At 40.6% G+C, this 12472-nt stretch carries 11 protein-coding genes; 5 read left to right on the forward strand and 6 right to left on the reverse strand.

Annotation, left to right across the window (positions count from 1 at the left end):
• Positions 1-889 precede the first annotated feature (889 nt).
• The 3 genes from LFX17_RS20555 to LFX17_RS20565 are packed head-to-tail and all read right to left on the reverse strand — an operon-like array spanning position 890 to position 5082.
• Entirely contained in the window at positions 890-2455 is a 1566-nt protein-coding gene (locus LFX17_RS20555; RefSeq protein ID WP_238748806.1) for a hypothetical protein, read from the reverse strand.
• A gap of 24 nt (positions 2456-2479) precedes the next feature.
• Positions 2480-3181, reverse strand: a complete 702-nt coding sequence (locus LFX17_RS20560; protein ID WP_238748807.1) for a FapA family protein — start codon at positions 3179-3181, stop codon at positions 2480-2482.
• On the reverse strand, positions 3178-5082 hold the full coding sequence (locus LFX17_RS20565; protein WP_238748808.1) for a hypothetical protein: 1905 nt from the start codon (positions 5080-5082) through the stop codon (positions 3178-3180). Before LFX17_RS20565 ends, LFX17_RS20560 begins: the two co-directional genes overlap by 4 nt.
• 73 nt (positions 5083-5155) lie before the next feature.
• Here LFX17_RS20565 and LFX17_RS20570 point away from each other — a divergent pair, with 73 nt between their 5' ends.
• The 5 genes from LFX17_RS20570 to LFX17_RS20590 all read left to right on the forward strand — a co-directional run bounded on the left by LFX17_RS20570 (position 5156) and on the right by LFX17_RS20590 (position 8667).
• On the forward strand, positions 5156-6346 hold the full coding sequence (locus LFX17_RS20570; RefSeq protein ID WP_238748840.1) for a baseplate J/gp47 family protein: 1191 nt from the start codon (positions 5156-5158) through the stop codon (positions 6344-6346).
• Positions 6343-6939: a hypothetical protein gene (locus LFX17_RS20575; protein WP_238748809.1), complete on the forward strand. Its 597-nt coding sequence runs from the start codon at positions 6343-6345 to the stop codon at positions 6937-6939. Before LFX17_RS20570 ends, LFX17_RS20575 begins: the two co-directional genes overlap by 4 nt.
• On the forward strand, positions 6932-7714 hold the full coding sequence (locus LFX17_RS20580; protein WP_238748810.1) for a hypothetical protein: 783 nt from the start codon (positions 6932-6934) through the stop codon (positions 7712-7714). Before LFX17_RS20575 ends, LFX17_RS20580 begins: the two co-directional genes overlap by 8 nt.
• Positions 7715-8157: 443 nt before the next feature.
• Positions 8158-8328, forward strand: a complete 171-nt coding sequence (locus LFX17_RS20585; RefSeq protein WP_240009342.1) for a DUF6171 family protein — start codon at positions 8158-8160, stop codon at positions 8326-8328.
• 30 nt (positions 8329-8358) lie between these two features.
• On the forward strand, positions 8359-8667 hold the full coding sequence (locus LFX17_RS20590) for a hypothetical protein (RefSeq protein WP_238748811.1): 309 nt from the start codon (positions 8359-8361) through the stop codon (positions 8665-8667).
• Between the two features lie 254 nt (positions 8668-8921).
• Here the strand turns inward: LFX17_RS20590 and LFX17_RS20595 are convergent, their stop codons facing one another.
• The 3 genes from LFX17_RS20595 to LFX17_RS20605 all read right to left on the reverse strand — a co-directional run bounded on the left by LFX17_RS20595 (position 8922) and on the right by LFX17_RS20605 (position 12469).
• The gene (locus tag LFX17_RS20595; protein ID WP_238748812.1) at positions 8922-9152 is read right to left on the reverse strand and encodes a hypothetical protein; all 231 of its coding nucleotides are present in this window, start codon (positions 9150-9152) and stop codon (positions 8922-8924) included.
• Positions 9153-9652: 500 nt separating this feature from the next.
• On the reverse strand, positions 9653-11986 hold the full coding sequence (locus LFX17_RS20600) for a ParB N-terminal domain-containing protein (protein ID WP_238748813.1): 2334 nt from the start codon (positions 11984-11986) through the stop codon (positions 9653-9655).
• A gap of 9 nt (positions 11987-11995) precedes the next feature.
• Positions 11996-12469, reverse strand: a complete 474-nt coding sequence (locus LFX17_RS20605) for an SGNH/GDSL hydrolase family protein (protein WP_238748814.1) — start codon at positions 12467-12469, stop codon at positions 11996-11998.
• Between the last annotated feature and the right edge of the window lie 3 nt (positions 12470-12472).

Consider the following 12472-nt stretch of genomic DNA (forward strand, 5'->3'; position numbering starts at 1 on the left):
TTGCACACTCGCCGCAGGTTTGTCTTGAATAGCATCGAATCCAGGATTCAAATCCGTTATATCCTTGTACAAGGCCAAATTCTCGATATTTTTGATTCGAATAATCAAGATCGCAAAGGGTAACGCCCTCTTTCAGTTCTCCGTTTTTTCCCATCGTGCGCGAATAGTGAAAACTAGGTTCACCCTGGATCTTTACAACGCTAAAGATCTGTTCATTATCGTCTCTTTGTTCGCGCTTCTGAATCTCTTTTTTTATACTAGATTCTAAATGTCTTTTTTTCATTTCTTACCTCTCGTCCATATTCTGAAAGGGAGGACTCACATCTAATTTTTCAGCGGAAAGATATTAGAGTTTACTAATTTGTCTACTTCATTTTAATATTTCGTATATTTGGTTATGTCTTTAAAAAGTATTCATATTCTATGATTCATTTCTGAAAGTTATAATTTCAAAGATTATCGAATTTAAGTTTATATTCTATAAGACAAACTTCGCAAATCTGGCTTACACTATACTTTTCAAAAATTGTATCGAATGAAAGGTTTCCTAATGACCCCATAATATAGAAAGGTGGAAAATTGAATGTATCGCAGAATATTTCCTTGCATATATCATTACAAATTAAATGGATTTTATTATTTTTAAAGTCCCGATACGGGAATAAATTCTCGCATTGGCAACTCTTATCATTAGAATGCAAATGTATCATTGTGAAAAATAATTTCCATTTATCTTGAAAAAGAAATCAATTTATTTATTAGTTTTTCTGATCGACAAAGACAATAGATCAGTCAATATCTTACCGTTCTTTCAAGTCACTTGAAGGGACAAAACAACATACATAAAAACGGCCTCCTAAGGGTGAGCACAATAAGGAGGCCGTTTTCATTATTCTTCTACAAAGCTCGAAGCCGACGGACTCCATTTGAAAGAAACCGTACTTGCAGCCTTCACAGCACCCTCTGAAAACTCGTCAACTACGTCCGTAATATACCCAAAATTACAAATTTCATCTTCCGGGAATGGATAGGATTTTCGCGGTGATGTTGCGATTTGAAACGGCATTCCGGTACGAATCGGAATGAAAGGAATCTCAAACGATCCATATCCAATTTTTAATTCTTCTATGTCGCAGAATATTCTAAATAAAAGATCGCAGATTTTGGAAAGCTCGTCCTTGTAACCACCCTTCTTTTTTAAACTTAAATTCTCTTCCCGAAAGACGAGTCCTGGAATTTTAACGTGTAAAAGTTTTGGTCCGAAGATACTTCTTAGTTTGTCTTCGTATTTTGGTTCGGAAAGAACGGTTCCAAACTGTTGAAACGTGTTTTGAATAACATGAACACCGGCGATTACGTTTTCTTCGGACTCATCCGCTTTGAAATACTTCAAGTCCTCTAAAAGAAAAATGTATCCTGCATCGATTCCGAAACTTTTCAGATCTCTGTATTTGCCGTTTTCCGAAAACATATAAAACGGTGTCGGACGAAATACGACTTTTGATTCATACTTACCGACTTCGTATTCTTCAATTCTTGAAGAACCGATTTCACCAAATGTAACTCCTTTTCCGTAATGATCGTCGATTTCAAAGGTTTCCAGAGGATCGACAAAGAGTTCATAGAGAGGTTCGCAAAGATACGATCTAAGAATTTCCCAAAAGTTTATATACTGCCCGATTGTGAACGAACTAAGAATTTGCGATTCATATACGAAATTTTCCGTGTATGCTTTTTTCGGTGGAAGAAAAGTTAAAAGCGCATCCGGATCTTGTTCTGAAGTTAGAGAAAGAATTTTTTTGTCTGCATATCTTGAAACGTTTAGAAGTTTACAAAAGAACTCGTCCCAAAAGTTTTTTAAAAGGTCGGAGAGTTGTCCTTGTAAAAGGACTTTGGCTGCGCTTGTGATAACGCCTGTATACGCATTTTGAGTCCGTGCTTGTGGTTGACCTTCCGACCTCTGAAAGTCAATAAAAAAGTCAGTTTCAGAAAGGATCGTTTCGATCGCTGATATGTTTATCGATACATACGTTTTTCCATCCGCTGAGTATTCACGAGGTGCGGACTTTATTTTCCCGCAGTTTAGTTTTTTAAATCCTGTTTTTTTAGAACTCTCTGATCCGTTATCGTAGTAAAGAAAAACGATACTTCTTACCCGGAAAATATCCTTGAATCGTAAACACTCCCCGTTCTCAATCTCGTTTAATCTAAGAGGTTCATTTTCCCCAACCTGAACGAAATAACTTTCCCGGTAAGGAACCGATAACGAAATCCCTCCACGACCGGCGGTTAAAGACCTGTGAGAACGTATTTGAGTAACATACTCAACGGGGAAAAAAATATTTCTGGAAGATCCAGGAAGCCGAATTTCGATCGCAAGTCGCTTTGGTGGAGTTGAAATATCCGTTCGGGAAGTAATGGAAAGAATTTCATTCGAGTTTTGAAGGGAAGGCATTTCCAAATCCTATTCAAGAAAACATCAAATCGGAGGGCCGGACTTTGTTTGCGCGAGTGGACCGGGTGAATATGCGTGTCCGTGTTCGTTGAATTCCGTTCCGGAAGAAACTAGTCCCTCGTCCGATTCAATTTTCCCGGTTGCTTTGATTTTTCCCGTCTGAGTTGTGTCGCCGGTGATGTCGACGTTTCCGTTTATTTTTAGATCTCCGGAAATTTCTAAACTCGAAAGATTGAGTTTTCCTTTTTTTGATTCGAAATCGAGTTCAAAAACGATTTGCTGGCCTGAGTCATACACTTCAATTTTGTTTGTGGTTTGCCTTACACAAAAACCGGACTCGTGAAAATCGATTATATCTTTCTCGGGATCTAAGAACGGATATTTTTCCCAAAAAGAATTCAAGTTCGAAAGATCGGAATCCATTGTCGGAAAAGAAAATCCCTTTGTGATAACGGGACTGCGATACGACCCGCCAATAAATTCAAGCAAGACCATCTGATCTTTCTTTAAAGAAAAAGCTCTCCCATGCGCGTTACCGTTCTGGGAAAGCGCGGGTCCGAAATACCGGATATTCTTAAACGGTTCCCCGAACGTTGTGATTACGTTCGCGCGAAACCTAGGAAGAACTTCCGTAACTCTTGCAAAAACCGGAGGTGCAAAACGCGCATCCAGTGAACTTGGACGATTTTCAAACTCAAAAGAATCGTTTGAAAAATTTCCTCTCATACCGAAAGTATCACGCTTCCGCCGGAGATACTTTCGAGTTTAAACTGAAAATAAAGTCCATCACCGTCTTGGATAACCCCTATGTAAGTCGCTCGTTTTACTCTTGGATCGCTATGGAATTGATTTAAAAATTCGTTTATGAATTTTTTTTGAGCTATCGTATCGATTGTTTCACCGGGTGGGAACGGGTTTCCGAGCTTGGGAGCTTGAATAAGCGAGCCTTGTTCTATATCGATTAAATCAAGTTTTTCGTTGATTAAAGTCTCATCCCCCTCAACGAGTGCAAGATCTCCGGTCGGGGAAACCTCTATACCTCTGTTCTCATTCAAACGAATATCGCATCCAAGTAGCGCAATTTCTAAATCTTTAGGTTTTGGAGTTTCGGGAAGTGTTGTAAAAACGTTCGTATGTGTTCCGTACGGAATCATAACCGCACGAGGAAGCGCGCGAGAGAAGTCCCCTACTCCATTGTATCTTGCGAGTGCTTGGGCGAGAGTTTCGTCTCCTAGTTTTGTTTGTGCAATATTCTCCCAGGTCTCGCCAGAGTTTACCGGATGAATTGAAAATTCGTTGTCAACGGATGCTTGATTGAGTGCAGCCTTAGTCTCTATTAAAATCTCATTTGCAGAAACAGCAAACTTGTAAACGTCATTGTCCACCCAAACAGACAAGTCCGCGTTCGGTTGCAGTGCCATGGCCTCAATAGATCCAGTCTCATCGACGCCGATTAAAACTTGCGAAATTAAAGAGATAAGCGCGCTACAATCGTTTAGAGAAGTATCAAGATTTTGTCGAAACTCAGCTTCGTTCGATCTGGATTTCCTGTTTGCCTCATCGATTTTTTCTGAAATTTCTTCAGCATGGAATCCTCTTCTTTTTTTGGTGATTCCTAATTCTTTCTTTGCAGATTCAAAAGTTTTACGTGCGAGTTTTCCTTGTGAGTCAAACTGGTCTTTCATCCTTTCCCAAGATCCGGTAAGACGTTTTGCGGAACTGGCAAATACCTGAACACCTCTTGCAACTCCAAGGAGCGCACCAGAGAGTTCTAAGGGAAGATTGATTATATTTTCAAGTTCATTCATTAGCCCGGAGATAGATCGCATTGGATTGAAACCGGACCTTACAAGCGGACTTGAAATTTTTGAATCGAGTTCTTTTACGACAGTAAGAGAAAGGGAATACTTGTAAGTATTGGTATCCGAAACCGATCTTGAAATCGTAAATCCGGATGCGGGTACAACTACCTCAACTGTGCGTCCACGGTCGTAGTCACGAAAAACAAACGCATGAGTTTTCCAGGTAAGACGTTTTTCTGCGAAAACCTTTGTGATCTTTGAAGCTTGCGGATCATTTGAGTTGTATTCTACTCTTTCAAGGCTTTTTGAATGGTGAAGAAAAAACATGAAATCTTGAAACTCGCCAAGACCCGAACGAAAGTCTCCTCCGGCGAGACTCAAATAACTGCTTCTTACCTTGTCGTAATAACTCGAAACTTTGTTTTTTAGAATCGCCTTTCCGGCGGAGAACGCGCTTTGAACAAACCCGGAACCTGTATCGCCCGGTATTCCACTCTTTGGTGCACCCGGTAATCCTAGGTGAAAAATGTGGAACTCCCCTTCTAATTTAATTTCCGAATTGTCCGGTCCGTAATCGATTACGGTCACACCGCCAAACGTTTTTTCTATATTCGTGCGGTATTTAAAATTTTCCGTATAGGAAAGAGGGCCGTTTACAAAAAAATATTCCTCTCCCCCAGAAATAGAATATGATCCGTTTTTTGATTTTTCATAGAACGAGAAACTAAAAACGTTTTTGGGTTCATACGTCGGGGAGAGGCTTCCCGAAAACGCGTTACTCGTAACCGAGTTAAATCCGGACTTAGCAAGATCAAGTGCACCCACGCAGTGAAATATAACGCGTTTGATCCCGTATCGGGGATTTCTCCGATACTAATTTTTCTTGGTAAATCGAAACGTGGCTTCTCCGTACGTTCCGAAAACCGCACTCGAGTACCGGCTTGCGATTCAAAATTATTTAATCTCACAAGGATCAAGGCTTTCAAATTTCAATCCGGGTTCGAGGATCTCAACGTGGATTTCCGCAGTGGCTTCGGTTCTTGCGGAAGGAGATCTAAGAACCAAAGAGGGATTTGAGTATTCCACTCTTGAGGGAATGTACAAAACTCTCGGCTATTCTCGTTTACCGGGTTTAAAATCAGTCGGCATTGTTCGTATTGAACATTCAGGTCACATTTCAAACCTCACTATTCCGGTTTTCAAACTCGACTTGTTCGGTCTTAGTTTCGAATCCATTGCACCTGTTACGATTCCTTTCGGTGACAGTTTTGCAGAAATCGAAGTACGAGCAACCGAGCCAGGTGTTGACTACAATATCCGACGACTTTCGATCAACACGACGGAGGGACTTGGAACTTTAAATATTGAACTCCCACCTAATACAAGAGTCTGGAATCCGTCCGACTTCTCCGGAGGTACAAACAAAGAAACCGAAGAGTCCCGTCTAAAAAGATTCCGCGATTTTATTATTTCTTTGGGTCGTTCAACACCTCTTGGAATCTATACCGCGGTAATTTCGATTCCCGGAATCGCTGGAGCACAACTTAAAACAAACGTGAATCCGGTTTCGGGTGAGCGAGAACTCGGCTGGATTAACATTTTTGTTTCCGACGGAACTTCAAACCCACCGCAAACGCTTCTAGACTTGGTTCAAAAAACAATCGAAGGGGATCTAAAAGACCCTGTTAATTTTCCTGGATACGCGGCGGCTGGAACTCAAGTTTGTGTATTTCAAATTCCAGTTATCGGAATCAGTGTAAGATTCGAATTAGAAATTCTGAATACGTCCTTTCTTTCTTTGGATGATGCGTTGTCCATTGCGACAAACAAAATCACAAACTATCTGAATACACTCCCCGTCGGTTTCGATGTACTTTTAAAACAAATCGAAGGAACAATTCTAAAAGCGCACCCCGACTTTTACAAGGTTCATGTTCTTGAATTCTACGGAAAACTTGCAAGCGATCCAATACCAAATCCAGTTCCAACGCTAACCGACATTTCCGTTCCTTCCAATTATCTTCCTAGAACCGGAGGAACCTCCGGCGGATTTATTTCAGGTATTGTTTCAAAGGTAAATCCCGCGTGACCTCAAACAAACTTCTCTCAAGACTTCCGCAGTTTAACGAAACCGATCCGGTTTTTAAAGTTCTTTTTGGTGACACGGATAGACCTGAACTTTCTGTCACGAATATCAACGATATAAACAAAGGTGCGACATACAACGCGATCGAATGGCACCTCCGTTACCAAGAACTTGCAACACGTTGCGCGATTCTTACCGAGGCCGAAGGTCATTTCCTCGTTAAGTGGGCGGAGTTTTTAGGAATCGAACGTCCTCCCGGAATGAATGATCCGGAGTTTGTCGGATACATTTTAGGATACGTTCTTTCAAACGAACTCACACTTACAAAAATTGCGGAACTCTTTCCACTTCCCGACTTCGCCGTTCTTCGGTGCGATGAGTTAGGTTTTGCATCCGAGATTTCCGCGACAGACCTAGGTCTTACCCTTCCCGGCCCTGGAACAAAGGCCGTCTCCTCTATCGTCACCCCGGACCGTCTTGTGACCTATATCATCGTCGATGATTTTAAAAAAATCTCTGACACACAAATCACCGAACTCAATCGAATTCTTGCCGCCGGAACCGGCGTTTACATCGGAGAAAGAAACAATGCCTGAATCACAAATCCCACTCACAAACAACGAGGTAAAATTCTACTATCAAAATCAGTTTCAAAAAATTGCGGCTGAGGATATAAACCGGATGTCAGGTGCTGAAAGTTCAAACTCTGCGATACCTGCGATTCTTTCTTCCATTCTTGCAACGATCGGAAGAAACGAAAAAACGGCGATCGGGTTTGAAACGTCATTCGACAATTCGAATACAATTAAGGTTTCATCCGGGATTATCATCGATACGGACGCGGTGTATATTGTACCCGAACTAAATCTTTCTCCGAACCTTGAAGCACTTGAGGGGAATTTTGAATTTGAATTTGAAACGGCTCTCACAGACGAGAAAGCAGTTCCTATTTTTGATTCTGTAACGGAACGATTTAAACCTACCGCAAAACCTACAAGAAAAACCTATCGGACAAACCTTTATGAAAATTGGTCTGCGACAAGCCCAGCTTCTTCCGTATCTTCAAACCGGATCGGTCTTTTATCATACAGAAAATCTTCACTTGGTGGACCACTTGCAAACGTTACTCGAACTCTTCCCGTATATGATCCGAAACTTATCGGAATCGATGTTGCTCTAAATCCAGGAATCGAAGATAACGAGTCCCTTGCATCCGCGATCAACTGGATCTACAACCATCTTGAAACGAAAGATTTTATTAAAACAACTCCATCACTCGGATACGACGCCGCAAATTTTAGAGTGAGGACGCAAGGAAACTTTGCCTATTGGTCTAAGGACAACGGAGGTACCTGGCTCCCTTTCGCATAACCCCGTCTAGTGGACCTGCCTCTCCTGTTCCAGGAGCAAGCGGTCACTGGTCGGGGAACATCGGTTCCAACAGATACGACGTTTTCCCTTCGGGAAGTTATTCTGTTGGAGACTTTTGGCATGTCGTTGATGCTCATCTTGATTTCGGTTCTTCCGTTACAGACTGTAACACCTGCGGCGGGACAAACTCTTGTTTCCAGCGCGGCCCTTGGTTTGACTGCCTTTCTTGTCCGGGTGGCTATTCTCGCTCGGTTAGTATTGGTCTTTGCTGGGTGGGTGGCACTGCATTTGTTCCGTGTTGCACGGTAACATGTTGTTTAAACTCATGCAATACGTGTACGATTCCAAATTGGTTTACCCGTTATCGTGTTTACAAATATGAATTTTTCCAATGGAAACTAGTCCAAACCTACCAAGTCCCCGGAAGAATATGGAGTTAATCACTGATTAAAAAGAAGAATACGAAATTTTCAGACGAAAGGCTTGATCACTGTCTTTCATGTTCGCTTCTCGTAAAGAGTTTTCTATCCGAAAGGTGTTCTGTTTGCAGTTGTTTTGTAAGACTCAAAACAAAAGTAAGGTCAGAGTCTTGTCCGATAGGGCGTTGGAGTTAAATTATGAGTTGTTGCGGAGGCGCAAAAACATTGAATCAAGATTTAATTTTTCAACAGATCGGACAACTCAGTCAAGTATCTAGAAGCAAAGGAAAAAAAGAGGAAGATGCGTCCAAAGACGCGTTTAATTTCGTTAAAGGGCTTTTAAAAAAAGCCGACGTCGTCGTTCGGGCATATCCTACTTCGAATAAGGAACTTATCTTTCACCAAATGTCAAGCCAGGCATTTTCTCTTTTTCACACAAACGACAATCAGAACGAGATTTTAGAAACCGTTTTCAAGTCCGTTTTGAATTACGTGGAAATGTCCAAAAAGCTCGCGGAGGAATTTACCGTATGATTTCTGCGATTGAAAAAATCTCACTTCCGTTTTCTTTTCTTCGGTTTGGAAGATTTTCAACGATTTCCCTTTTTGGAAATTCGCGCTGGAGAATCATCTTTCGAAATTATTGGTCATTTTGTTTCGAGGAGATTCCTGTATTTTGTTTTAGTATCGTTAAGAGAAACGAAAATAGGCCGTTTGATTCGCTAAAATTCGCATTTTTAGGTTTTGAAGTTATCTTCTTTTTTTACAAAAAGTAAGTAAAACTCAAGTCAGGGTTCTAACCCCTGACTACCATGTTGAAGGAATTTTTCGTAATCTCCTAAAAGATCCTCTTTAACGATAAATTCTAATAAACGGTCCCGATCGACAAAGGTTCGGTCAATGCTTTGAAATATTTCGTCGAAGGCTCTGTGACTCAGTTTTTGGAAATAGAGTCCTTCGGTAAAAAGCGCGCGGAGTCTCAATACTTCCGGATGATGTCTAAACGGTTCAGGATTCAAGGCTTAATCTCCAAACGGAGAATAAAACAAAGAAACGTATCGGAGCCGTTGTTTGAGATATGAATGTTTTTTTTTAGAAAATCTTTTTGATGCTAACTGTTGAGATGATTCGAAAAGGAATCAAACTAGAATGAACGAAAATGAATATACCTTGTCTTTCTTTTATTACCATGTTCCCATTTCACTTATATTTTTAATTTACGCATTTTTTAGAAAAAAGAATTCGATTTTTTCCTATCCTTTAGAATTTCTTTTACTTCTTGAATTTCCTGTATTTTTGTATTTAAATTTGTCTGAATTTGAAAACAGACAAATTTCTTCGTTTCCTTACTCGTTCCCGTTTCTTGGTATTTTGAATTTTGCGATTTTTGCGACTTTTATAGATTTGAAAGAAAAATATCGCGGTGTAAAAATCAAATATTTCGCGATTCTAACTTTCCTTTCTGTCCTTCTCGTTTGGTGTCTTTTCCCTTCAGGCAACAAAGGGTTTTAGATTTTGGTTATGCTGCTATTTCAGTCGAATACGATGACTTCAATACATTTGTGAGTTCGATCGCGTTATCCAATTCCAAAAGATAAGCCCTTGCGAATAACATGGGAATTTCTGAATCATCGGATAATCCCTTTAATTGATTTTGAATCGAATTTTTTATATGAGTTAAATCTTGTATAATGACCCCGAGTCGACCAAGTACGGAAACCGATTCCACCCCTTTGTCTGCGGTCAAAGCAAGTGACGCCGCTAGTTCTTTGGCAACATCCGGGGAAAGGGTTGTTATGTTGTCTCCTAACACTCGGTTGTATGTTTTTGTAAGATTGTCGAGCATCACCTCTAGCATTTTACGATTTGCACTTGCTTTTTCTGTGGAGCCGATCGTTTTAAGAGCTTCTTTTTGTATGTTTGATGCGACCGAATCAAAATCAAAGTTTTCAAACTCACCGGACCTTAGTTCCTTGATATAGTTTTGGAGAACACTCGCACCTCTTGTCCCATATTTCGAACGGTTTTCCACATACCACTTGAACGCGCGGATTTGCATGGTATGATTCGGTTTTTCGTTTGCGTCCAGTGCAAACATTCCGATCACCTCTGCAATTCCGAGCGGGAGTGATTTGTCTTTTTTGTGAACAAGTGAGTAAAGTTCTGGTGCAAGGTTATTCAACGCGAGACGTTTATTCACATCCCCGACTTTCACTCCTAATTTCTCAGAGATTTTTTTGGCGTCCCATCCCTCTTTGACCATTTCCGAATAGGCGCGAGCTTCGTCGGTTGCCAGGACCAAACGCCTTTGATTTTCAGATATTTGAGCGGCCAGCCGGTCGTTTTTTGAAGCAAACTCTTTTTCGACGACCGGGATCTCGAAATGATTTGGAAGTTCACCCTCTGCAATCAGTTCCTTTACCGCTTCGTATCTGTGGTGTCCTGCGACGACGGTCCATTGTCCGTCTTTTCGATCCACAGACATGGGATACGCGGGATCATATCCGTTATTCTTGATTAAGTTTTTTAGTTTTTCGATCTCTTTACGATCATAGTCTTTTTTATCCGTGTACTGCGCGATCGTTCTGATTTTGGAAAAAGGGAGTTTTGTCGGGAACGTGTGTCCTTTTTTTGGAGTCGTTTCTTTTCTCTCGGAAACTCGTTTTCGTTTTTTCTTGATCTCATCTTTTTCTTTTAGTTCTTTCTCGGAAACGATAGACCAGCCGTCTATTTCCTTTCTGTGTGTTTTTCCGTCATTCCAACGGTGTTCAGTTCCTACCATTTCACTCGGTCGCCCAAGATCCGCTTTTTTGATTTGTTTAAATGAGGATTTAGTTTCTTGAATCGACTTTCTGATCTCAAGTAAAAGTGATTCGTCATTTTCTTCAACTTCAGATAAAGTTTCCCGTTCTTCAAATTGAAGATAACTTTTTAGTACTTCAATTGTGGATTCATTTTTGATTTGAGGTTTTGAAATAAATTTCAAAGAATCTTTTAGGTTTGAGATTTTTGATTTTAGAAACTCGATTCTTGGTTCTTTTAATTCTTTTTTTGTATAGTTTGATGAAATCCATTCTTTAAATTGTGGAACAGTAAGAGCAATCACAGATCCAAGCCCTTTCCAATTCTTGGTATAGTTTTTTAGGTATGCGATTCGCGCGGCTTTCTCGTCGTGAAAACCGATCATACATTTGTGTTCGTCAAAAGATCCGTCCTTGTTTCTCTGATTGATTACAAAAACAATTCTCGACTCACTGTCAGGACCGACAAACACGTCAACGTGATCGCCGTCGGCTCCGGTTGTTCTTTTAATATATCCGTAGTCGTAGACGAGTTTGGTTCTCCAGGATTTTCCGTCCGGATCGGTCCCTGTCCGGTAAGATCCTTTTTTGTTTTCGATCGTAATCGGGATTCCTTGAACCGAAATATGAGTTTTTTTGTAGTTTCCCGCAAGGATCTGGGCCGGTGTAGGTCTAGCTTTCAAAACGTTCGAAAACGCGTTTTGACTTTCGGACTTTTTAGTCTGAATTTCTTCTTCGGCTGCTTCTTTCTTTTTTGAGAATTTAGATTTTTGGATTAGGAAATCAGAAAGAAATTTTGCACCCAGATCTTTAAACTCTTTTGCGAGTTTTGTACATGCCTCGGGAGTGAGTTCTTTTTTTGAATTTCGAAGAACAAAAAGAAGTCCGTTTCTTGAAAGAGTGTTGAGTTCATATTCCTTCCAATCCTCTCCGTCGTCCTCCATTGCCCAGTCTTGCCAGTCCGGATTTTCCTTGGACATGGCAAGATGAACTTTATCAAGGATGGTTTCAGCGAGTTCGGAATTTATATCGTCTTTTTCTAAGACTTCCAAGAATTTCGATTACGCCGCTTCACTTCCGGAAATGATTTCGATCTTTGGCGGAACTTTGTCTTCGTAAAGAGCAGTTTTTAGAGCTTGTAATTGATCGCGATCGAGGGATCTTACAAAGCCCTTAAAACTTCCTGCTTGAAATGTTGATCCGTAGGGAATAATCACAACTACCGGGTTGACTCGGTGAAGAAAGCGAAACGGTTTTACAACCATGTCTTCGATTCTTTTTACAAAGCTCACTGGGTCTTTCACCGCATTCGGATTGTAGTGAAGAACCATCAATTGACCGGGAACTTCGGTTCGAAATTTAATTTTGTATCTCCAAGATTCGATTGCAATTTTCATCATCCCGTAAAGATAAACTGGTAGTCCGAGCCTAAGTCTTGTATGAAAGAGGAAAACGTATGCGTAGTAAGTGAGTTTCTTCCCTAAGTTTGTTTTTAGATATTCGAGTTTTTCTTTAAGTATCTTTTTGAAATTCATTTT

The sequence above is a fragment of the Leptospira sanjuanensis genome (genome assembly GCF_022267375.1).
Lineage (GTDB): Bacteria > Spirochaetota > Leptospiria > Leptospirales > Leptospiraceae > Leptospira > Leptospira sanjuanensis.

Excerpts from the sequence above, each read along its gene's own strand:
- LFX17_RS20605 (WP_238748814.1), bottom strand. The coding sequence starts at position 12,469 with ATGAATTTCAAAAAGATACTTAAAGAAAAACTCGAATATCTAAAAACA.
- LFX17_RS20555 (WP_238748806.1), bottom strand. The coding sequence starts at position 2,455 with ATGCCTTCCCTTCAAAACTCGAATGAAATTCTTTCCATTACTTCCCGA.
- LFX17_RS20560 (WP_238748807.1), bottom strand. The coding sequence starts at position 3,181 with ATGAGAGGAAATTTTTCAAACGATTCTTTTGAGTTTGAAAATCGTCCA.
- LFX17_RS20580 (WP_238748810.1), top strand. The coding sequence starts at position 6,932 with ATGCCTGAATCACAAATCCCACTCACAAACAACGAGGTAAAATTCTAC.